Annotated in this window: 22 protein-coding genes; 11 read left to right on the top strand and 11 right to left on the bottom strand. The window is 37.5% G+C overall.

Annotation, left to right across the window (positions count from 1 at the left end):
- Positions 1-66: 66 nt before the first annotated feature.
- Genes C8D70_RS05855 through C8D70_RS05845 form a run of 3 tightly spaced genes read left to right on the top strand, consistent with a single transcriptional unit; the run spans position 67 to position 3,926 of the window.
- The gene (locus tag C8D70_RS05855; RefSeq protein WP_076597411.1) at positions 67-1,080 is read left to right on the top strand and encodes an NAD-dependent epimerase/dehydratase family protein; all 1,014 of its coding nucleotides are present in this window, start codon (positions 67-69) and stop codon (positions 1,078-1,080) included.
- Positions 1,077-2,846 carry an AMP-dependent synthetase/ligase gene (locus C8D70_RS05850; RefSeq protein ID WP_076597410.1) on the top strand — a complete coding sequence of 590 codons (1,770 nt, stop codon included), beginning with the start codon at positions 1,077-1,079 and terminating at the stop codon, positions 2,844-2,846. The genes C8D70_RS05855 and C8D70_RS05850 overlap by 4 nt, the downstream gene beginning before the upstream one ends.
- A 21-nt stretch (positions 2,847-2,867) precedes the next feature.
- On the top strand, positions 2,868-3,926 hold the full coding sequence (locus tag C8D70_RS05845) for a diphosphomevalonate/mevalonate 3,5-bisphosphate decarboxylase family protein (RefSeq protein ID WP_110366698.1): 1,059 nt from the start codon (positions 2,868-2,870) through the stop codon (positions 3,924-3,926).
- A 45-nt stretch (positions 3,927-3,971) separates the two neighbouring features.
- Here the strand turns inward: C8D70_RS05845 and C8D70_RS05840 are convergent, their stop codons facing one another.
- A complete protein-coding gene (locus C8D70_RS05840; RefSeq protein WP_110366697.1) occupies positions 3,972-5,054 on the bottom strand; it encodes an endonuclease/exonuclease/phosphatase family protein in 1,083 nt (360 codons plus the stop codon).
- Between the two features lie 108 nt (positions 5,055-5,162).
- Between C8D70_RS05840 and C8D70_RS05835 the strand changes: the two genes are divergently transcribed.
- On the top strand, positions 5,163-5,603 hold the full coding sequence (locus tag C8D70_RS05835) for a nuclear transport factor 2 family protein (protein WP_110366696.1): 441 nt from the start codon (positions 5,163-5,165) through the stop codon (positions 5,601-5,603).
- 32 nt (positions 5,604-5,635) lie between these two features.
- Positions 5,636-6,013: a VOC family protein gene (locus tag C8D70_RS05830; RefSeq protein ID WP_110366695.1), complete on the top strand. Its 378-nt coding sequence runs from the start codon at positions 5,636-5,638 to the stop codon at positions 6,011-6,013.
- 4 nt (positions 6,014-6,017) lie between these two features.
- Here the strand turns inward: C8D70_RS05830 and C8D70_RS05825 are convergent, their stop codons facing one another.
- Together C8D70_RS05825 and C8D70_RS05820 are read right to left on the bottom strand one after the other, a co-directional pair.
- The gene (locus C8D70_RS05825) at positions 6,018-6,401 is read right to left on the bottom strand and encodes a DUF1634 domain-containing protein (RefSeq protein ID WP_076597405.1); all 384 of its coding nucleotides are present in this window, start codon (positions 6,399-6,401) and stop codon (positions 6,018-6,020) included.
- On the bottom strand, positions 6,401-7,231 hold the full coding sequence (locus C8D70_RS05820; protein ID WP_076597404.1) for a sulfite exporter TauE/SafE family protein: 831 nt from the start codon (positions 7,229-7,231) through the stop codon (positions 6,401-6,403). Before C8D70_RS05820 ends, C8D70_RS05825 begins: the two co-directional genes overlap by 1 nt.
- A gap of 85 nt (positions 7,232-7,316) precedes the next feature.
- On the opposite strand from C8D70_RS05820, the gene C8D70_RS05815 reads away from it, so the two are divergent.
- Together C8D70_RS05815 and C8D70_RS05810 are read left to right on the top strand one after the other, a co-directional pair.
- Entirely contained in the window at positions 7,317-7,880 is a 564-nt protein-coding gene (locus C8D70_RS05815) for a DUF1543 domain-containing protein (RefSeq protein ID WP_228407988.1), read from the top strand.
- A 24-nt stretch (positions 7,881-7,904) separates the two neighbouring features.
- Entirely contained in the window at positions 7,905-9,017 is a 1,113-nt protein-coding gene (locus C8D70_RS05810; protein ID WP_110366694.1) for a 5-(carboxyamino)imidazole ribonucleotide synthase, read from the top strand.
- A gap of 272 nt (positions 9,018-9,289) precedes the next feature.
- Here the strand turns inward: C8D70_RS05810 and C8D70_RS05805 are convergent, their stop codons facing one another.
- The 3 genes from C8D70_RS05805 to C8D70_RS05795 form a co-directional block, all read right to left on the bottom strand.
- Positions 9,290-11,413: a cation:proton antiporter gene (locus tag C8D70_RS05805; protein ID WP_110366693.1), complete on the bottom strand. Its 2,124-nt coding sequence runs from the start codon at positions 11,411-11,413 to the stop codon at positions 9,290-9,292.
- A 6-nt stretch (positions 11,414-11,419) separates the two neighbouring features.
- Entirely contained in the window at positions 11,420-11,986 is a 567-nt protein-coding gene (locus tag C8D70_RS05800; RefSeq protein WP_076597401.1) for a hypothetical protein, read from the bottom strand.
- 142 nt (positions 11,987-12,128) lie between these two features.
- Positions 12,129-13,037, bottom strand: coding sequence for a DMT family transporter (locus tag C8D70_RS05795; protein WP_110366692.1), 909 nt, complete (start codon positions 13,035-13,037; stop codon positions 12,129-12,131).
- Positions 13,038-13,226: 189 nt separating this feature from the next.
- On the opposite strand from C8D70_RS05795, the gene purE reads away from it, so the two are divergent.
- Positions 13,227-13,730, top strand: coding sequence for a 5-(carboxyamino)imidazole ribonucleotide mutase (gene purE / locus C8D70_RS05790; protein WP_034699885.1), 504 nt, complete (start codon positions 13,227-13,229; stop codon positions 13,728-13,730).
- A gap of 136 nt (positions 13,731-13,866) precedes the next feature.
- On the opposite strand, the gene yiaA is transcribed toward purE, so the two are convergent.
- From yiaA to ahcY, 3 genes are all read right to left on the bottom strand, one after another.
- On the bottom strand, positions 13,867-14,259 hold the full coding sequence (gene yiaA, locus C8D70_RS05785; RefSeq protein ID WP_034699887.1) for an inner membrane protein YiaA: 393 nt from the start codon (positions 14,257-14,259) through the stop codon (positions 13,867-13,869).
- Between the two features lie 258 nt (positions 14,260-14,517).
- Entirely contained in the window at positions 14,518-15,312 is a 795-nt protein-coding gene (locus C8D70_RS05780; protein ID WP_110366691.1) for a hypothetical protein, read from the bottom strand.
- 102 nt (positions 15,313-15,414) lie between these two features.
- Positions 15,415-16,728, bottom strand: coding sequence for an adenosylhomocysteinase (ahcY, locus tag C8D70_RS05775; protein ID WP_076597398.1), 1,314 nt, complete (start codon positions 16,726-16,728; stop codon positions 15,415-15,417).
- Between the two features lie 166 nt (positions 16,729-16,894).
- Here ahcY and C8D70_RS05770 point away from each other — a divergent pair, with 166 nt between their 5' ends.
- The gene (locus tag C8D70_RS05770; RefSeq protein ID WP_110366690.1) at positions 16,895-17,413 is read left to right on the top strand and encodes a HugZ family protein; all 519 of its coding nucleotides are present in this window, start codon (positions 16,895-16,897) and stop codon (positions 17,411-17,413) included.
- Positions 17,414-17,686: 273 nt separating this feature from the next.
- Positions 17,687-18,301: a 4'-phosphopantetheinyl transferase family protein gene (locus C8D70_RS05765; protein ID WP_110366689.1), complete on the top strand. Its 615-nt coding sequence runs from the start codon at positions 17,687-17,689 to the stop codon at positions 18,299-18,301.
- Here C8D70_RS05765 and C8D70_RS05760 read toward each other — a convergent pair.
- A complete protein-coding gene (locus C8D70_RS05760; RefSeq protein ID WP_110366688.1) occupies positions 18,282-20,552 on the bottom strand; it encodes an FUSC family protein in 2,271 nt (756 codons plus the stop codon). The two genes, C8D70_RS05765 and C8D70_RS05760, sit on opposite strands and share 20 nt — an antisense overlap.
- A 231-nt stretch (positions 20,553-20,783) precedes the next feature.
- Between C8D70_RS05760 and blaCHM the strand changes: the two genes are divergently transcribed.
- Positions 20,784-21,542 carry a CHM family subclass B1 metallo-beta-lactamase gene (gene blaCHM, locus C8D70_RS05755; RefSeq protein WP_110366687.1) on the top strand — a complete coding sequence of 253 codons (759 nt, stop codon included), beginning with the start codon at positions 20,784-20,786 and terminating at the stop codon, positions 21,540-21,542.
- 138 nt (positions 21,543-21,680) lie between these two features.
- Here the strand turns inward: blaCHM and porV are convergent, their stop codons facing one another.
- Entirely contained in the window at positions 21,681-22,844 is a 1,164-nt protein-coding gene (gene porV, locus C8D70_RS05750; protein ID WP_076597393.1) for a type IX secretion system outer membrane channel protein PorV, read from the bottom strand.
- Positions 22,845-22,876: the final 32 nt, after the last annotated feature.

Raw genomic sequence — 22,876 nt, 5'->3', positions numbered from 1 at the left:
GATCCGGAAGAATTGCCGGATAGAAAATATTGTTATATTTTAGTCAGCAATCAAGTAAAATAATTAATGATTTTTGTAACGGGTGCTACCGGAATTCTGGGAAGAATAATTGTACTGGAACTTCTTAAAAGAGGAAAAAATGTACGTGCTTCCAAAAGACCGGGCAGCAATTTAAACGAAGTAAAGCATTCATACAGCTTTTATACGGAGAATCCCGACGATTTTTTCAATAAAATTGAATGGGTAAACGTGGATTTTGATGACCTCGATTCCTTAAAAACTGCACTGCAAGATGTAGATGAAGTATATCATTGTGCTGCAAAAGTGAGTTTTCATCCCAAAGATGAAAAAGAAATGTACCATACGAATATCAATGGTACAGAAAATCTTTTGTATGCCTGCGAAGGATCAGGCGTTAAAAAATTTCTCCATGTAAGTTCCGTTGCCGTCCTGGACAATTTCAATGAAAAAGGAGAACTTGATGAAGAATCTGACTTTAATCCGAAACTGGAACATTCTGCATACGCTATTTCTAAACATTTATCAGAAATGGAAGCCTGGAGAGCTTCAGCAGAAGGTCTGAATGTGATCATTATCAATCCCGGAATGATCGTAGGAAGCGGAAACTGGAGTCAAAGCAGCGGTGAGCTTTTCTCAACCTTTGAAGACAATAGTTTTACCTTTTCAGGAGGTTCTGCCTACGTTGATGTAAGAGATGTAGCCAATACCGCTATTGGATTAATGGAAAATAATCTTTTCGGGGAACGTTTTATTATTGTCGCTGAAAACAAGAGGTATGCAGACCTTGCCAAACAGGTAAGAACACGATTGGGGCTTAAAGATGCCAGAATTCTTTCACAATCTGTACTCAATATCGGAAGAGTTGCCAATATCCTTTTCGGATGGCTCATTCCAAAACTGAAAATGGTTACCCGATCAAATATCGAGGCCATTTCTTCATTCAACACCATTTCCAATCACAAAGTCAGAGAAAAACTAAACTATCAGTTTATCCCTGTAAAAGAAAGCATAGACTTTCACCTGAATAATTATATTAACGACAAAAAGCTGAAGAAATGAACCTTGCAGAGGCAATTATCCTTAAAAATGTAGAAAAACATCCTATAAAAGCAGCTATCGGATTTAAAAAGAAAGATGCAGCATGGAAAGAGCTGAGCTGGAAAAAATTCAGTGAGATTATTTTTAAAACGGCCAATGCTTTAAAAGAATCCGGAGTTCAGGAGAATGACAGAGTCGCTATTTATTCAGACAATTCATCGGAATGGATGATTATGGATCTGGCTTCTTTGGCGATTGGTGCTGTCACGGTACCTGTTTATTCTACCAATAATGCTGAGCAGGCAGAACATATCATCAACGATTCCGGAGCGAAGGCTGTTTTAGTAGGAAATCAAATGCAGTATGATGCCTGTCTTGAGTTTTTACATAAAGAAGAAAACAATCTGGAAACCATTATTGTTTCCAAAAAAGCAGTGTGGATCAAGAAAGAATTCAACAGTTTTTATCTTGAAGATTTTATCGCAAAAGCTTCATCAGAACTTGAGATCTGTAAAAAAGAAAATGATGATACAGCCACATTGATCTATACTTCCGGAACTACCGGAATCCCAAAAGGAGTAATGCTTACCCATGGAAATTTCATCAGGGCATTCGACTCACACTTTGAGTTTTTTAAGTTTAAAAACTTTGAAGAAGAACTTTCACTGGCATTTTTACCCTTAAGCCACGTTTTTGAAAGAAGCTGGAGCTTACTTTGTTTATACGGTGGTGCACGTGTTTATTTCCTTGAAGATCCTAAAAATGTAGCCAAAGCACTGGAAGAAGTAAAACCTACTGCCATGTGCGCCGTACCAAGGTTTTTCCAGAAAGTATATGCCGGAGTTCTTGAAAAAGCGGAAGAAGGTTCATCATTGAAGAAAAAGATTTTCGACTGGGCGATTAAAACCGGATGGGAAACCGCAGAATTAAGAAGAAATGAAAGACCGGTACCTTTTGGATTAAAATTCAAAGAATCTGTAGCTGATATGCTGGTTTTCAGTAAAATTAAAAATAAAATGGGTGGAAGACTTTGGTTCCTGCCTTGTGGCGGCGCTTCTTTGTCGCCGGAAGTTACCCGTTTCTTTGAATCAGTGGGAATTCATGTAACAGTAGGATATGGGTTAACGGAAACTACGGCAACATTGACGCTTTTCCCTCTCACTCACTTTGAACATGGTACGAGTGGAAAACCACTTCCTGGAGTAGAAATGCGTATTGGAGAAAATGATGAAATCCAGGCCAGAGGCAACGGAATCATGAAAGGCTATTACAACAAGCCTGAAGAAACCGAGAAAGTATTCACAGATGACGGATGGTTCAAAACCGGTGATGCAGGAAAATTTGATGATAAAGGAAACCTGATCATTACAGACAGAATCAAAGATCTGATGAAAACTTCCAACGGAAAATACATTGCTCCCCAACAGATTGAAAATCTTCTGACCAACAATAATTTTATCCAGCAGATTATGCTGGTTGCAGAAGGAAGACAGTTTGTTTCAGCATTGATTGTTCCCAATTTTGAGTTTTTACAGGAGTATATCAAAAAGAATAATATTCCTTTTACCAATTGGGAAGAGGCGGTAAAAAATGAAAAGATAATCAATCTTTATAAAGAGAAAATTAAAGAATTACAAAACCATCTGGCAGACTATGAAAAAGTGAAGAAATTCACCTTAATGCCTGCCGAATTTGATATCAATACCGGAGAAATTACTCCTACCTTGAAAGTCAAAAGAAATGTAGTGATTAAAAAATACGCAGATATTATAGAGAAAATGTACTAAACAGTACACTTAAATTAAACTATGACGACACAAGATTTTATAGGAAAAGAAAATTTCACCATTCATACCCAAACGGTTTCAGAAAGCTGTCCGTCCAATATTGCCCTGATCAAATACTGGGGAAAATATGCTGATCAGATTCCTGCTAATCCAAGCATCAGTTATACCTTAAACCATTGCAAGACCAATACTTCAATGGAATTTACAGCGAACGAGCCTTTTTCAGTACAGACTTTCCTGGCTGGAAATGAAGAAGTGAAATTTGCCGAAAAAATTGAAAAATATTTCAGAAATATAGAGCAGTATCTTCCGTGGATTTTAAAAGGAAAATATATCATCAGGACAGAAAATACTTTTCCTCATAGTTCCGGGATTGCAAGTTCAGCTTCAGGATTTGGAGCCATTGCAAAATGTCTGATGTCTTTAGATGCTTCCTTTACTGAAAAAACATCTGAAGAAGAGTCATTGAGAAAAGCTTCATTCTTAGCAAGATTAGGAAGTGGAAGTGCATGCAGAAGCTTATATAACGGACTTGTGGTGTGGGGAAAAACGGATGAGGTAGCCGGAAGCTCAGATTTGTTCGGAGTACAATATCCTGATGCAGAAATTCATGAAGTCTTCAAAAACTTTAATGACTGGGTTTTGCTGATTCATGAAGGACAGAAAAGTGTTTCTTCAACGGTAGGACATGGTTTGATGAATACCAATCCTTATGCAGAAAGAAGATTCCGGGAAGCAAGGGAAAACTTTGTTCCCATGAAAGAAATCCTGAAAAACGGAGATTTGGAACGTTTCATCAAGCTGGTAGAACATGAAGCACTTACACTGCATGCGATGATGATGATGAGTGATCCTGCTTTTATCCTGATGAAAACAGGAACTTTGGAAGTTATCAATAAAATATGGGATTTCAGAAGAGAAACCGGTCTTCCTTTATTCTTTACGCTGGATGCAGGAGCGAATGTTCACCTTCTGTTTCCATGCAATGGTTCTGAGGAACAGATGAAAGCCTTTATTGAAGCTGAATTATTACAGCATACTCAAAAAAATGGAGTAGTAAAGGATGTGATGAGATTCTAAATAAGAATAAATATTCAATGGGAGTGGGCTTTTTAGCCCACTTTTTTAATCCTCAGTAACAACCGTTTCCCGTTCGCCATCTTCTTTCTTTCCTTCCTCTATCATGATTTCAGCCTCAGCTTTCTCCTCAGATGTTGCTGTTTCTATCAATTCTTCCTGCTCATCGTTGTGATGATCTATGAAAAACTCGCAGTAGACCGGAAGGTGGTCTGATCCAAAATTCTCCAATGTCTTCAGCTGTTGAATAAAAATATCTTCACTGTGAAACATCAGATCGATAGGAAACCTTAAAAGACGGTATTTTGCATGAAACGTAGAAACAAAAGAGTGCCCGATTCTGGGATCTATGAGGTGACTGGTTTTTCTGAAAAGAACAGATGATCGTGACCATGCAACATTATTGAAGTCTCCTACCACAATAACCGGTTTTTGGATTTCTTTTACACGCTTGGCAGTACTTAAAAGATCGCCATCTCTTTCCTTTGATGTTTCTTCCTCCGTAGGACTTGGCGGCGGAGGATGAACCCCGAAGAAAACAAAAGAAAAGCCATCAGCTGTTTTCATGTGGATCTCGATGCTCGGAATATCATCAGCTACAAAATAATGGGTTTTCGCTTCCTTAATCTCAACTTTTGAATAAAAATGCATCCCATAGGTGTTTTCGAGAGTCACTTTATGTTGGAAACCGTATTCTTTTTCTAAAGGTCTCATTGCTTTTTCCCAATCGCCATTGCTTTCCATGGTCATGAAAAAATCAGGATTATGTTTTTTGACAAGTCCGATGAATTTCTCATACTCTTTATTGAACTGATACACATTGGCGGAAATAAAATGCAGTTTATCAGAAGACCTGTGACGCTGTCTGTGTTTTTTTACAGGATAGAAATGGGTATATCTGATCAATGTTTGACCATGATAAATGAACATAACCAGCAGAAGACCCTGATAATACCAGAAATATTCTGTAGAATCTATGAAGAAACCTAATAGAAAAGTAAAGCATATAAGGTAGGTGACCTGTATTTTAGCAAATTCAGGAACTCTGAATATCCAGTGAGAATACTGTATTTTTGGTAATATAGTCATGACCAGAAGAACTATGGCCAGTGTCAGGTAAATAATCCACATATAAAATCTCTGAAATAATTGGGTTACAATTTAAGGAAAATGAATTTTAAAATTTGTTAATCAATTTAAATTTTATTTTATCTATTTTTAATTATCTAAATCCATACTATGAATAAAATAATTTTATTTCTTGTTCTTATCAGTATTTCGTGTTTCGGCCAGCAGAATAAAGATATTGAAAAACCTATCCGAAACCTGTTCCTTGGTATGAAAAATGCAGACTCTGAGTTGGTAAAATCCGCTTTTGCAGAGAATGCAGTGCTGCAGACCATTACAAAAGAGGGTACTGTAAAAAGTAACAGCATACAGGATTTTGTTGTTTCGGTTTCAAAATTTACAAAAGGAGATCTGGATGAAAGAATTATTATAGAAGCCATTCATACGGATGGAAATCTGGCCAGTGTATTTACTCCTTATTCTTTTTATGTAAAGGGGAAATTATCCCATTGCGGGGCTAATAGTTTTCAGCTCGTAAAACAGAATACCGAATGGAAAATTCAGTATATTATTGATACAAGAAGAAAAGATAACTGTAAAGAAATACAGTAATAAAATTAAAAATTAGTTTAAAATCAGAAAAAATGAAGATTCATCATATCGCCATCATCTGTTCAGATTATGCCGTTTCGAAGGCATTTTATACGGAAATTTTAGATCTGAATATCATCCGTGAAGTATACAGAGAAGAAAGACAGTCTTATAAACTTGATCTGGCCATAGGAGATCATTATGTGATTGAGCTGTTTTCCTTTCCTAATCCCCCACAGCGGCCGTCACGTCCCGAAGCATGTGGCTTAAGGCATCTCGCTTTTTCTGTAGAAAATGTTTCGGAAAAGCGAAATGAACTCATGGAAAAAGGGTTAAACTGTGAAGAAATCCGAATCGATGAATTCACCGGAAAAGAATTTTTCTTTACCCGGGATCCCGACCAGCTGCCGTTAGAGTTTTATGAAATGTGAAAAATTAGTGGGCGTATCCTGCAAAGAAACTCACCGCCATAATCGCTAAAACAATAGAAGAAATGACTACATATACGTAGTCTTTTTCTTTTAAATAGCCTATTAAAGCAAAAACAATTCTCATCAGAGGCGTGAAGATCAATAAAAGAATACCCAGCTGAATAATAGCCGTACCTTCTCCTTTACATAAAGAGTCCCAGAAATGGCCCCATACTTTTTCGGAAGAAGTTCCTACCACAAGACTGGTATATTTTTCAGGCATTTTAAAACCCTCAAAAAATAACTTGACAAAACCAATCAGCGATGTAGCCACAGACAGAATAACACCCAGTCTCAGAAGATTTCCTACCGAACGGTTCAGATCTACATCTGTAAAATTCTTTTTCATTATCTGAAGCTTTTGTTGATACCGTTATACATCATGTAAATAGAAAGAATGGTAATAACAATGGCAAAAAATACTTTTAATTTTTTAGTCTTCGATACCATCAGTGTTTTTGAACCTATAAAACTTCCGATAACAACTCCTATCAATACGGGAGCCACAATTACCGGAATGATTTCACCTCTCTGGAAGTAGATCAGTGCACTGGCCACAGCCGTTACTCCGATCATGAAATTACTGGTAGTTGTAGATACTTTGAAAGGAAGCTTCATCATATTGTCCATCGCCAAAACTTTCAATGCACCGGAACCAATTCCTAGAAGTCCGGACATTGCTCCCGCAAACATCATCATCAAAAATCCGGGAACAGTATTTCTTGCAGAATAGCTTTTCAATACTCCTTTATCAGGGAATGTTCCGTATAATTTCAGTTTTTCTTCCAAACTTCCTTTTACTAAAGGTTCCTGGTGATCAGGTTTTCCTTTAAGATTTAAAATAACTGTTAGAAGAAGAATACTTGCAAAAATAATTCCGATGGTATTGGGGTTAAGCATTCCGGAAACCAGGGCACCAATAATAGCTCCTGCTGTGGTGGCTATTTCGAGAAACATTCCGATTCTCATATTGGTAAAGCCTTCTTTTACGAAAGCTACTGCCGCCCCGGAAGAAGTTCCGATCACAGAGATAAGCGAAGCACCGATAGCATAATGCATTGGAACACCAAAACCTAGCGTTAATAAAGGAATGATAATAACTCCTCCTCCTAAACCTGTAAGCGAACCTAAAAGACCCGCAGAAATTGCGCCAAGGAAGAGTATGATGATTTCTGACATACTACAAATAATATTACAAATATAAAATTATTGTGGTAGTCTGCCAAACATTTGAAAAAGATAAATTTAACGTATTTTTGCATGCATGAAAAATGAGTTGAAATTATTTTATATCATCCTCGGGGCAACACCTGAAGGAAGAAATATAGAACAGCACGATGTTTTCTTCGGAATAGCGGAAAATCTTAAAGATCTGGTTCCTGATATGAAAGAATTTTGGAAGGAAGCTGAAGGAAAAATTCATCTGGACTGCTATCAGGAAGTGAGATTTGCAGATGGGTACAAAGTGGAGATTGTAGAAAAAGGAGAGAAATCTTCGGAAAATCAGTTGTTTTTTCTGAATTTAGGCGGGTACAAACCTGGTTTTTTTGAAGAATTTCATGAGCAGCACTTAATGGTAGGACAGTCTATGGGAGAAATTGTAAAAAGAGCAAAAGTAACCGAATTTTATCAGACAATGGGATTTGAAGGCGCTGTAAGTCATATTGATGATAAACATGGAGTGGATATTGATGATATATTCAATGTAAGTGATATCCTTCCTGCCTCTATGAAAGAAAAGTATTCTATCGTCCTTCAAAAGTCTGATGAAGAAAATCAGGAGAACCCGATGGGGCTTGGCTATTTAAAAATCGATAAAATTCAATAAGCGTAAATCTAATAAAAATAAAAAATGAAAATAGGAATTCTGGGAGGCGGACAGCTGGGAAGAATGTTAATACAAAGTGCATTGAAGTATGATGATGAGTTTTATACGCTGGATCCGGCATCTGATGCTCCATGTCATAATATCTCATATTTTACACAGGGAAATTTCAATGATTATGAAACGGTTCTGAACTTCGGAAAAAATAAAGATGTTGTAACCATTGAAATAGAACACGTAAATGCTGACGCATTGGCAGAACTTGAAAAGCAGGGAGTAAAAGTAGTTCCCAATGCCAATATTATCAAAACAATCCAGCAAAAGATCCTTCAGAAAGAATTTTATAAAGCTCATGATATTCCAAGTCCGGAATTTCAGGTGGTGTGGAACAGTGATGAGAAGATCATCATGCCACTGCCATTTGTTCAGAAGATGAATACAGGAGGATATGATGGAAAAGGAGTACAGGTAATTAAAACGGAAGAAGATTATCAGCATATATGGACTGAAGCTTCTGTTATTGAAAGTCTTGTAGACATTGAAAAAGAGCTTTCTGTGATTGTTGCAAGAAATGAAAAAGGAGAAACCAATATTTTCCCGGTAACGGAAATGGTAGCTGATCCAAAACTGAATCTTTTAGACTTCAATGTATGTCCGGTTCTTCTTACAGAAGATGTTCAGAACCAGATTGATTCTATTACAGAGAAATTTCTGGCGGCTGTGAACTCACCGGGATTGTTTGCTATCGAATTATTCCTTGATAAAGAAGGAAAAGTGTGGGTGAATGAAACTGCTCCAAGGCTTCACAATTCAGGACATCAGAGCCAGGAAGGAAATACTAATTCGCAATTTGAGCAGATGTACCGTGTGGTGAAAAACTTACCTTTAGCTGATACAGACGCCATCACTTACAGTGGAATGCTGAATCTGGTTGGAGCAGAAGGATACGCTGGAAAAGTAGTGTATGAAGGAATGGAAGATGTTCTTAAACTTCCCGAAACGTACATTCATTTATACGGTAAAACAGAAACCAAACCGGGAAGAAAAATGGGACACATCAACGTTCTTGCAGATTCCAGGGAAGAGCTTATGGAAAAGCTTGTACAGGTGAAAGGAATGGTGAGAGTAATTTCTGAATAACCCAATTAAAACATATAAAAGGGAGCTGTTTGAAAGATAACAGCTCCCTTTTTTGTTATGAGATTATTCAAGAGTAAAGGGCTTTAGCCCGTTTACAAATGATTATCAATTCAAATGGCTTTAGCCAAAACTTAATTTCAGGTTTCGGCTAAAACCAATTTTATTTCTATGGTTCACATCGGGCTAAAGCCCGACGCTATTGATTATTGATGAAAAAAAAATGATTATTCGTCCATCGATAACTTCCATCATCCCTCTTCCTGCTTCCAGCTTTATTTAAAAATCTTCTGAATCACATTTCCAATCTCCATAAAATCTCCGTGATTTCCTACAGAACGTATTTCCGGACTGTTTTTGTCGTATTCTGAGAAAGGAAAAATAAGAAGGTAATTATTGTCTTTCAGGTTCCTGTTCAACAGTTCAGGGATCAGTCTCATTCTTGGAATATAGGATTTCATGCCGCGTTTTGCCATCAGAATAATCAAGGCTTCGTCATCTTTCAGCTGGGCAGCAGTTCTTTCACCATCCTGCCATGTGCTCATGATAATGAATTCTGCTTCTATATTGGCTTTTTTAATGATTTTCTGAAGAATATCAATGATGTTTTCAGGAGCATAAAAGACAACTTTGGCCCCGGAATTTCTGGCAATATTCCACACCCTCAGCAATGCATGGAAGAAACCTGCTTCCTGATGAGCATTTTCGGGAATCATCACTGCATATTTTTTAATGGTGGAAAGCGGTTGTGCAGCATGGTAAACCAGTACATTCACATCATCATTCTGCAGATAACCGTTGTAAAGATTGTATACAAAAGAAGGGGAGAACCCTTTTTCATCTTCCAGTCCAATAATGAGATCGGTGATTTTCTGTTCTTTAATCACATTATTCACTCCATTGATGACATCATTGTCATATCTTTTTAAAGACTGTAATTTTACATCTGCCGCCGCCGCTGTATCTGCTGCCTGATGAAGAAGTTTCTCCGCATTCTTTACCGAAGATTCATTTTTGTCTTCGTTGATGACATTCAACGCAAAAAGATCTTCCGTATTGGAATGTGCTTTGATCAGAATTCCCAGATTCACCATTCTCTCAACCGTTGCTTCGTGGTTGATGGCTAAGAGAATATTTTCTTCTTCGTGGGTATTTCCTGAAACGGTATCTTCATTATCACTTTCCGCAATTTTCTGGGCACTGGCCATAGAAATGAAAGAGGAGATGGTACAGGAAATCAGGATCAGTAAAATACTTCCGTTCAAGACGTGTTCATTTAATAATCTTACCGGCTCTCCGGTTTCGGTTTCAGAAAGGATGATGTTGTAACCTACCATTACAGAAGCCAGTGTTGCCGCTGCAGAAGCGGAGCTTAATCCGAAGATCAGTTTTCCTTCCTCTTTGGTCAGCCTGAATGTTTTTTGAGTGGCAACTGCAGAAAGATATTTCCCTCCGATAGAGGCTGCCAGCATAATTCCTGCTACTTCGAGGGTTTCCCAGCTTTTGAAGAACACCTTGAAATCAATCAGCATTCCTACACTGATCAAAAAGAACGGGATGAATATGGCATTTCCTACAAACTCAACCCTGTTCATCAATGAAGAAGTGTGAGGAATAAGTCTGTTCAGAGCTAATCCGGCAAAGAATGCCCCGATGATGGCTTCTACACCAGCCAGTTCAGCAAGCATAGCCGCCAGATAAATCATCACCAGTACAAAAATATACTGTGAGATTTTATCATCCACTCTTTTGAAAAACCAACGGCCAATAATAGGGAATACAATAAGTACAATCAGGGCAAAGACCACAAAAGAGACCGATAATTTAACCCAAAACTCTGTTCCTACATCACCCTGGGACATTCCTACAATCACAGCAAGTACCAATAAGGCAAGAATATCTGTGATCATGGTACCCCCAACGGTGATATTAACGGCTTTATTTTTCGCAATTCCCAACTTACTCACCAATGGATAAGCAATAAGCGTGTGAGAAGAAAAAAGACTGGCAAACAGAATGGAGGTCAGCATGGAGAAATGTAAAAGATAATATCCTCCCAGATATCCCAATACAAAAGGGGCTGTAAAGGTATAGATGCCAAAAGTGAGACTTTTCCATTTGTTCTTTTTAAAATCGCCCATATCAATCTCAAGCCCAGCCAGAAACATAATGTAAAGAAGCCCGGTAGTTCCTGTTACCACAATACTGCTGTCTCTGGACAAAACATTGAATCCGTTCGGACCAATGATGGCCCCGGCAATGATAAGTCCCAAAAGGTGAGGAACTTTGATTTTATTAAGCAGCAATGGTGCTGCAAGGATGATGACCAGTACCAACAGGAATTTCAGTACCGGGTCTTCTATAGGAAGACTCAGGTTGTGTATACTCAGTAAAATCATATGTGTTTATTTTGTGGAACGTACTAATTCAACAGAGAACTTGGCGGTACAGCCATCAGAAGTAATAGTTCTGGTTCCTTTGATCTTGTTGTCTGAAATATCATTAAGAAGAACGCTCATTTCTACATTCTTTTTGGCTGTAGAATCGGTTTTGAAAGACAGTCTGATCTCATTGTTTTCAAACTTGCCCGTATACAGCCTTACCAGATTATTGTTATTGATGATTTTGGTGATGGGCTGGGTAGAATCATTGTCGAATTCCCAGATATCAGTACGCTGGTCGCCCACAGCATATTCGCTGCAGTTGGATTCTGTACAGATTACCTTACCGTTCCATGGGCCGGAAATTTCCGTAGGCCATACAGCAGCAATTACTACAGAATCTTTTTTGGAAAAAATACTGTCTCTCATTTTCAGAAGAGACTGATATTCGGATTCTTTTTTTGCGAATACTTTTTCTTTTTCTAATAATTGTTTTTCCCTGTCTGTCAGGTTCTTTTCCTTCTCTTTGTAATTACAGCTTACCAATAGAAAAGAGGCAGCCAGCAATAAAAAAAATGTGTTTTTCAGCATATTGTATCGGTTGGAGTATACAATATAAGGAAAATGAAGGAAATACAAAACCCAGCAGGAACAGATCTGATTTTAATTATATTTAATAAGTTAGAAAACAGTTGAATAGATAGGGTAAGATAATTTGATATTATTTTCTGTTTTAAGATTCAATTCTTTGTCTTTTGAACATCTCCGGTTTGTAATTAATAATGAAAACTCCACAGATAATCATGACAGCTGCAAGAATAAATTTAAACGTTACTTGTTCATCCATAATCAGCCAGCCTAGAAATATGGCAATAATAGTGTTGATGTAAGCAAGGATAGAAACCTGAACCGGAGAAATTTTCGTCAGTGCATAATGAAAAGCGAAAAAAGCAGCAACAGAACCAAAAACAGCAAGGTATAACATCGCTGAAATACTTTTGATTGTCCAGTTTCCGAAGTTGTAATTTTCAGAAAACAGAAAAGCAAAAATAACCTGAACTACTCCTGCAAAGAGGAACTGATAGAACAGATTCAATGTAATATTTCCGCTTTGGATGTTTAATTTCTTAGTGAAAATAGTTCCCGAGGCCCAGCCTGCGATGGCACAGAAAAGGAAGATCATTCCCATTCTGTAATCAGGATTGGCAAGATCTTTAAGTCCGTCCCAAAAAATAAAAAGAATGCCGCTGAAACAAAGCAGAACGCCACTAAGTGCGCGTACACTGAATTTCTGCAATCCTACAGCTACACTTCCCAGAAACACAAGAATAGGAGAGCATGCACTGATCAGCGAGGCAAGACTGCTCGAAACAGTTTCTTCAGCCACGGTAGTCATCCCATTCGCTACCACCAGCATCAGGGATGCAAAAATAATCTGATATCCTAAACTTTTCCAGCCAATCCACTTGAATTGCTTTCTCGAAATAAGAACAATAAGCATGATAACAGAAGCCAGAAGCTGCCGGATTCCCGCTACAAACCATGCAGGAATTGTTTCCACAGCAATACGAATAGCTAAAAAAGTAGTTCCCCAAACGATAGCAACGGTAAGAACAGCAAAAATAAGTTTATAATCTTTCAATGTATATTAAGTAGTGTAACCAACAAAATTAGCCGTTTTAAAATGATTATGATGGGTACAGTTGCTTTGTTTTTTACTGATACAGATAGAATAAAATAGAGATGGTACATGGAGTTTAAAGAACTTCCGGCCTCCTTCTTCCAACTTCCATCTTTATTTTTTATCTTTGAACATCTAATAAAATTGAAGATGGTAGGAATTATTATGGGCAGTCAGAGTGATCTGCCGATCATGGAACAGGCTGCAAATTTTCTTAAGAGCCTTGATATCCCTTACGAATTAACTGTAGTTTCGGCGCATAGAACACCTGAAAGAATGTTCGATTATGCAAAGACTGCTCAGGAAAGAGGTTTAAAGGTAATTGTAGCAGGAGCAGGAGGAGCGGCACACCTTCCGGGTATGGTAGCGAGCTGTACTACGCTTCCGGTAATCGGAGTTCCGATCTTGTCCAGTAATTCTATAGACGGATGGGATTCTGTATTGTCTATTCTTCAGATGCCTGGAGGTATTCCGGTAGCTACCGTAGCCTTGAACGGTGCACTGAATGCAGGAATTTTAGCAGCGAAAATCTTAGGAAGCGGCAATGAAGAAGTAGCCGCAAAACTTCAGAAATATCAGGATTCTTTAAAAGATAAAGTACTGGGAACTGTGGATGATATTAAAGCTCAGCATCCCAATCATTTTGATAAATAGTTTATTTTTAAATGTCCTGTCCTAAAAGTCAGATACATCTTTTGAGAATAGAATATTTGAATATGCCTCCTGTATAGGGGTACGAATAAAATCAGCAAAAACTGAGGCTGTCCAAACTTTTTCGGACAGCCTCTTTTTATTCCTGAAGCATGTTATCACGGGTGTTTTTCTGGACTGCAATGGCTCCGAAGAGAGCGAGTAAAAAGGCAAAGGCATAAAAACCTTTTTCACTTGGAAGAATAGTTGCATTCCAAAGCCCTATTGCCAGTAGTACGATAGATGATAACGTGGCAAACCAGCAGATTCCATAGTAAATGTCTGTCACCTGAATGTTTTCTAATCTATCACGTACTGCTTTCTGCAGCGAAACCACGGCAAATAAACCATAAAGAAGGATGGTGAAATAATATCCCTTCTCATTCAGCAGCATTTCTGCTCTTGCAAGACCAACAATAAAGCCAATCATTCCTGCTCCCAAAGCTACCCACGACGCAGCAACGAATGCATTCGATACTCTTTGTTTTTTCATAGTTTAATGTTTTATTTAAGAGGGCTAAGATATTCATTTTTTATAAATACAGCTCTAATAGAGAGAAAATATAGGGAAAAACCCGGAATAACTGTATGACGTATATTTATGTTTGGGCTAAAGCCAATGGATCTTATTTTTATTTACTGTAAACGGGCTAAAGCCCGTTCCTATTGAATGACAGTGCTTGCGTGAGGAGTATGAGCGGATAGCGGGATCAGCTCATAAAAAACTCCCCAATTTCTGGAGAGCTTTGTATTATTGAGTGATATATTCGTAATTATATTGAGCTGAAAGGTTTCCGTTGGCTTCTTTTGAAATGACCTGAATAGGTAGGCCTGCGCTGTTGTATTGTATGGTGGAAGTTCTGGTTTGATTTTGTATCCAAACGCCATTACTTTTGTAACTTATTTTTTCTATCAAATAATTATTTTTGCTTATAACATAAGCTCCTCTCATCGTAATTCTAAGATATTTGTTGAGATTCGTATATGGGTTTAGTTTATCATCATAAGAGAAGTCGATTCTAGTACCGAAGGAACCTCCGGTTTCTGAAGTTTCTGATGAAATATTGTTTCCATCATAGGTATAAGTATCAATCATTGGATTGGAGCAATCCGGTGACTGACAAAGGGAAGAAGAAGCAACCTGTCCGTTTGCATTATAGGTGTAGGTAACGGTTCTGTTATTGGCTGGATTTGGATAAATTGCTTTAACGTTTGCCAGCTGATCTCCATTATAATTAAAAACTGAATAATATTCCAGCGTCTGATTGTTAGTGTAGTAATTGATCTTGACGGGTTTTCCGTTACTGTATTCAACTGTAGAACTTCCTGATGCGGATATCGTTTTTATGAGTTCTCCCTGGCTATTGTATTCCAGGTTTTCTATACTGGTCTGTGGCTGAGATGGGTTGTCATAGTAAACTATAGTGATTTTACTTAATAATAATTTTTTCTCAGTAGGTCCATTTACCACATCGTCATTACTGCTGTTGCAGCTGTTAAAGAATGCAACACATCCCATTAATCCTAGAAATAATATTTTTTTCATGCTATTTTTTAGGCGGCAAAAATAAGAAATGCTTCATATGCTGCATAAAAAAATCCCACTATCTTAGAAATAGTGGGATCATATCATGTTTTATTAAGAACCTTAGTATCTGTAGTATTCAGGCTTGAATGGCCCTTTTACGTCTACTCCGATGTACTCAGCCTGCTCAGGAGAAAGAGTTTCAAGCTCTACGCTTAATTTCTTAAGGTGTAAAGCAGCTACTTTTTCGTCAAGGTGCTTAGGAAGCATATATACCTCGTTTTTGTAAGCAGCAGAGTTGTTCCATAATTCGATCTGAGCCAATGTCTGGTTAGAGAAAGAGTTAGACATTACGAAACTTGGGTGACCTGTAGCACATCCTAAGTTTACCAATCTACCTTCTGCAAGGATGATCACTTCTTTTCCTTCGATAGTATAGATATCAACCTGAGGCTTCACTTCTGATTTAGTATGACCATAGTTTTTGTTTAACCATGCCATATCGATTTCATTATCGAAGTGACCGATATTACAAACGATCGCTTTATCTTTCATTTTAAGGAAGTGCTCTCCTCTTACGATATTGAAGTTACCTGTTGTAGTGATGATGATATCAGCATTGTCTACTACAGTGTCTAATCTTTTTACTTCGTAACCGTCCATAGCAGCCTGAAGTGCACAGATCGGGTCGATTTCCGTAACAGTAACAATAGAACCAGCTCCTCTGAATGAAGCAGCAGTACCTTTACCTACGTCTCCGTATCCGCAAACTACCACTCTTTTTCCAGCAAGCATTACGTCTGTAGCTCTTCTTACTGCATCTACAGCAGATTCTTTACATCCGTATTTGTTGTCGAATTTAGATTTAGTAACTGAATCATTTACGTTGATAGCAGGCATTACCAAAGTTCCGTTCTTCATTCTTTCATATAGTCTGTGGACTCCTGTAGTGGTTTCTTCAGAAAGACCTTTAATATCTTTTGTGAATTCAGGATATTTATCAAAAACCATGTTCGTTAAATCTCCACCATCATCCAAGATCATGTTTAATGGCTTTCTGTCTTCACCGAAGAATAAAGTCTGCTCAATACACCAGTCAAATTCTTCTTCATTTAATCCTTTCCACGCATACACCGGAATTCCTGCAGCAGCAATAGCAGCAGCAGCATGATCCTGTGTAGAGAAAATATTACAAGATGACCATGTAACTTCAGCTCCTAAAGCTACAAGAGTCTCGATAAGCACAGCCGTTTGGATCGTCATGTGAAGACATCCGGCGATTCTTGCTCCTTTCAGCGGCTGAGATGGTCCGTATTCTTCACGGATAGCCATCAGACCTGGCATTTCTGCTTCTGCAAGGGTAATTTCTTTTCTACCCCATTCTGCAAGGGAGATATCCTTAACTTTATAAGGAATGTATTGTGTTGTAGTACTCATATGTAATGAATAGTTTTAAATTCAATTGATAACGAAAGGCAAAATTACGATTAATAATTAAGATATAAAAACGACAAACCAGGTTCAATTTTATGAGATTAAACATGATTTAATATTATTTAGTCTTAATATAAATAATTAATTTTAGCTGATAAATAAATATATTATGAATCAGACCCATACAGAAAAGAAAATCAAACCTGTTGCTCCCAAAGTACAGGAACTGATTAATGCTTCAAAAAGTGTAATTCTTGCTACTGTTGATGCCGGAGGAAATCCTAATTCAAGCTATGCACCTTTTGTACAGCTAGATCATACATTCTATATTCTGGTATCTTTCATGGCAAAACATACTAAAAATCTTGCAGACGGAAGAAAAACATCTATTATGTTTATTAAAGATGAATCGGCGACTAAACAAATCTATGCCCGCGAACGCCTGACCATTGAAGCAGCCACTTCTCAGATTGAAAAAGATTCTGAAATAGGGAATATTGTAGTTGCGAAACTTAGAAAAACTCACGGTAAAGTAGTAGAGGTAATTTCCGAAATGGGAGATTTCATTTTAATTGCATTGCAGCCTGTAAAAGGATCTTATGTAAACGGTTTCGGAAGTGCTTATTTTGTAGATGCTAATCTGGAAATAGTAGAGCATAGAAATGATGTGAACCATCAGGCTAAATAAGTAAGCAGGAAGCATGAAGCTGGAGGTTTGTAAAGATTAGGGAAACAAAGAGTTTGTTTTTTCATCAACGAATTACTTTTATAAAGTCTGACAATTATTTTTAGCGCGAATAGTAACTTCCATCCTCCAGCTCCCAGCTTCCTTTCCTTAGCCTTTTTTACCAACAATTTCTTTTATCTGATCTGACAATTATTTTTACCACGAATAGTAACTTCCATCCTCCAGCTCCCAGCTTCAAGCTTTTTTTAGTATTTTTGTCTCATATAAAAAAGAATGCCCCTCTACAGAGATTTTTCAGATGACAATGCCACAATTTTGGTTTGGAAGTACGATGAAAGTGAAGAACTTGATATCAATGAACTTCTGGAGCCGGAAAATGCCGAAAAGGTAAAAGATTATCATCCTAAAAAACTACTGGAAGTCCTGATGGTTCGCAAGCTCCTGAAAGGATTAAAACCGGATTCTAAAATTTTATATAAAGAAAGGGAACCCTTTCTTTCTCCCTACGATGCGGAAATTTCTATTACGCACTCTTTTCCTTTTGCGGCGATTGCTATTTCCAAAAATAAAATAGGAATTGATATTGAAAAATTCAACCCTAAGATTTTAAGGGTTATTGATAAATTTACCTATGAAAATGAGCGTGGATTTATTCCTGAAGATAAGGCGGATACTTTTTACACTATTATATGGAGTGTGAAGGAAAGTATGTACAAAATCCACCACTCAAAATACTGGTCTTTAAAGAAAAACTATGAAGTAAAGCCATTCGGGCTGAAGCATCTTCATAAAATAAGCTGCCGTGTATATGATGATCAGTTTTCAGATGAGTTCAAAGCCAGAGTAGAATTTTTTGACGATTACTGTTTTACGATTGTGGAGGAGTAGCAATAGATTCTGTTTCGTTTTTATATTTTTCGATCACTTTTCTCTGTTCTTTTGCTACATCATAGATCAGCTCAAGGATATCATGGATATTTTTAAGCTCTGTTAAATGTGATATTTTATCAGGGTCTCTTCTGTCTACAATTTCATTTTCCTCAATCTCGGTTTTTCTTTTCAGAAGCATATCTTCAATGGAAGAATCTTCCGGCTCAAGACGGCTTTCCCGTTTCAGTGTTTCGTTAACATCGTTTCCGTTGAGAAGGGTAGAGGTTTGCTGCATTTCGGCCTCAATCTTTCTGCTCCAGCTTTCAGCATCTATTTCAGGATATTGCTCATTACTTTTGGAGTATTGAGACAGGGAAGCGGTATAGGCCGTAATCAGATGTGATGTAGCCACAAATTGGTGTACTACTTCCAGTTTTTTCTGCTGGTTTTTAGGATCGGAAATCATTCTCTGGAAATTATCGGAAAGATTAGCCAAAGAAATAATGGCATTTTTTCGTTTTACCTTATAATCTTCAAGATCGAAATTTCCTTCTAAGAATTTAGAAATTACACTCTGGAAATAGATAAGGTTGTCAGCGGCAGATTTTTTCATCAGATCCAGGTTTTGTGTATGTTCCCACACCGGAAGTACAATATAAGACACCACAAAAGCTATGATTCCGGCAATGGCAGTATCCAGGATTCTGTCTTTAAAAATAATATTGACTTTCCCGGGGTTTAAAAAATTAAAACTCAGAAAAATATAAATTGTCATGAATAAAACTGCCCAGAAATACCGCCCTTTCAAAAAGCTGAAGCACATAATCATACTGATAAGGAGAATCGCAAATAAAACCCCGTTAATATGTATAAAATGCAGAATCGCATACGCAATACTTGCCCCGGCAATCGTTCCATAGAGACGGAGAAGGTTTCTCTGTTTAGTAATGGAATAAGCTGGTTTTAAAATTGCTGTAATGGTAATTAATATCCAATACGTGTGCCCCAGTCCAAGAAAATCGAACATAGAAAAAACATATCCCAGCAATAAAGCTGTTGTAATTCTTATGGCATGGCGGAAATGGGAAGATGATAATGATATATTATTTCTCAGAACCTTGGCATTCAATTTAGGCTCATTAGGCATAAATTTCTTAAGGTCTAACCCTGTAGATAAACTTTTCGCCAGTTTGATATCCTGTGAAAATACTTTATAGATCTCGTTGATTTCCTTTGTGATCTCATAGATACGCATCAGGATCTGGCGCAGGATCATGAAATTTTCCAGATTGTCCGGCGAAAGCTGCTTATTTCTAAGTTCGAAATAATTATAATTTAAGCTTTTTAATTCCTGTTCCAGATTAAACATCGGCTTTGCTCTGGTACCACTTTGAAGGGCAATTCCGATATTGGTGATCTCTTCAGCCAAAAGGTTTAGATAATCATGGATATTAACCAGGATCATACTGTCTTCAAAGCTCTGCTGCAGCTTTTGATAATCACTTTCAGAAGTCATCAGTTTTTCATGAAGGTCCATCGAGTTCAGGAACATCAGCATTAATAAACGACTGGTGGTCGTAGATTCATTGACGATGGTTCTGGTTTTGAAAACTGTTTCCCGCGTATCTTCCTGCAGATTTTTTATTTGAATCTGCTTGGCAATAACCTGAGTTGTCAGCTTATTAAAATCAGGATTTTTCTGATAATAATTGGCTTTGATCTTTAAAAAATCAGCCAGCTGGAGATAATTTTCACCAATCATCTGGCTTGCCAGTTTATAAGGACGAATAGTTGTTACAACAAGGAATATAAGTAAAAACCATATACAGCCGGAAGCAAAAATCAATAAACTTTTAAAGATATTGCTTCCTGTAAGATGTCCATCAATAAAGATGGCGAGTACCACAAGCGATAATGAACCTACAGCAGCTAATCTCTGACCATACACGCCAATGAGGGAAAAAAACATCCCAAAGACAATGACCTCCAGAATCACCAGTACTTTGATATTCATTACAAGGCTGGCAATGAGCGCTACAAAGACAAAACAGCATATAGCGAAAGTAAGAGCATTTCTTCTTCGGATAAAAGGGCCGGGTTGGTCTGTAAGAGCCACAAAGCTGGTTCCGAGAGGGAAAAGGAAATATTCTTTCAAAATCCCGAAGTGGGCGAGGACTAAACAAGGCAGAACAGTTGCTAATGTAATTCTGATGGCAGAATATACATACTGACTGGTTACAAATTTTTTTAGTTCCGCCGAATAGTTCATATTACAAAAATAGCTATTGAATTTAAGAAAATCGCCATAAAAAAAAGACTTTTCTCAACTTCTATGTTATATTTTTTTAATTCTGCTGTTGGGCTATTTAAAATAAATTGACAGAAGAGACATAGGAATGATTTACCACTCACAATTGGTCATTTTTAACAGAACAGGTAACAAATCTTATTCCACGAATTCCTACCTTAGCTTGTCTCAAAGTTTAAATAAAAAGGTTTCATGAAAAATACTATTAAAAATGTCTTCATCATATTCTTTTCTTTTTTCATTCTGAGCTGCGGTTCACAGAAAAAGGAAAACTTCAAGGCAAAGAAAGTTTATAAATCCAACACCCTGATTATTACCCGGATTTCGGAAAATTCTTTTATTCATACTTCCTTTAAACAGACCAATGATTTTGGAAATGTACCCTGTAATGGATTGGTTGTGAAAGATCATCACGAAGCTATTGTTTTCGACACCCCAACCAATGATAAAAGTTCAGAAGAGCTGATACGGTGGATTAATGAAAAACTTAATGCAAAAATTAAGGCCATTATTCCAACCCATTTTCATGATGATAGTTTAGGAGGATTGATGGCGTTTCATAAACATCGTATTCCTTCTTATTCTTATACAAAAACAATTGAGCTGGCCAAAGAAAATAATTTTGCTATTCCTGAAAACAGTTTTAATGATGCTGTTATTTTAAAGGTCGGGAATAAAGATGTTATCGCAAAATTTTTTGACGAAGGGCATACAAAAGATAATGCAGTAGGTTATTTCCCGAGCGAGAATATTTTATTTGGTGGCTGCTTATTAAAAGAGCTGGAGGCAGGTAAAGGATATTTGGGTGATGCCAATGTTTCTGCCTGGTCCGCTACTGTTGAAAAAGTAAAAAAAGAATATCCCGATGTGAAAATTGCAGTTCCGGGACATGGAGACTACGGTGATGGAAAACTCCTTGATTATACCATTGCATTATTCAAAGGTCAATAGTGAATTCTTGCTTCGCAAAGTGAATAGTGAATTTTTTCAAGTTTTCAAAAATTGACAAGCGGAGCGGATTGACGATTGACATAAAAAAGCCTCCATACAATAATGTATTGAGGCTTTTTTATATTGCTTTTTCTTTTATTAACGATCGTTGTTGGATGTTTCTTCTCCAATGTTCCAGGTAAGACCGAAACGTAGAGTGTTATCCAAAGCACTGTTGATTTTAGACATATTGATCAGGTAAGAAAGATCAAGTCCGAAAGAACGGTATCTTAACCCAACCCCCGCGGTAGCAAACTGTCTTGCTCCCTGCTCTTCACTTTCATGGAAGTAACCTCCTCTTACAGAAAATGCATTGTCATAGGAATATTCCAAAGCACCACTGTACATGATACTGTTTTTATTTTTGAAAGATTTTCCGATACCAGCCATTGGTCCTACATTCGGGATCTGGTAGATGGGCTGTCTTGTATTCGGGTCTATTCCTGCATACTCAGATCCAGGAACCAAAAGCTTTGAACCTTCCACAGAAATTCCAACTCTGTTCATATCATCAAGGTACATGTCATATCCAACCCCTAATCTTGCCATAGTAGGAAGATAAGATCTTGATTCTTCATTTCCTGTATAATCCAGTTTTGGACCTAAGTTCTGAACCGCTAAACCTGCATTCACTTTACCATCATATCCACCAATACTGGAGAATCTTGGTGAAGTATAGTATGCTGAAACGTCTACTGCGAAACTGTTGGCCGCTTTAAGAGTGGTATCTGTATTGAAACCTCCGGCTAAGTCTGAACGGATAAATCTACCGGTAACGGCACCTGAGAATGAATCAGAGAGTTTCAAAGCATAGGCAACGTCAATGGAGAATTCGTTTGGTTTTGATGTACCCATGGAAGCGATTTCCGTACCTACCAATTGAGTCAGGTCTACCTGTCCCATATTAAAATAATAGATACTCGCAGAAATTGTAGATCTTTCTTCCTGCCCCAAAAACTTATGGAACGAAGCATATAATAAGAATACATCATTGGTAAGTTTTCCCATGTAAGGCGTATAGTTAAGACCTACGGAAGAACTTGTCCTGCTGAAAGGGTATTTAGCCGCATTCCAGAATTGTGAAAATGCATCCGGAGAGGTTACCACCCCTTGATCTCCCATACCTCCCGATCTTGCATCAGGTGCAATTCTTAAGAAAGGAGCTCCGGTAAGAACTGGGTTTACTTTACCTAAATCTTGCGAATAGCCTAAAAAACCAGCACTCAAACCAAATCCTAATAGCAGTTTAGTAGTTAAATTCATATGTTGTCTTTTATATATTATCAGTTTTTTAT

The organism is Chryseobacterium sp. CBTAP 102 (genome assembly GCF_003201365.1).
Taxonomy (GTDB): Bacteria; Bacteroidota; Bacteroidia; order Flavobacteriales; family Weeksellaceae; genus Chryseobacterium; species Chryseobacterium candidae.
The sequence above is the reverse complement of the archived record's forward strand: the minus strand, read 5'-3'. Positions and strand labels throughout refer to the sequence as shown.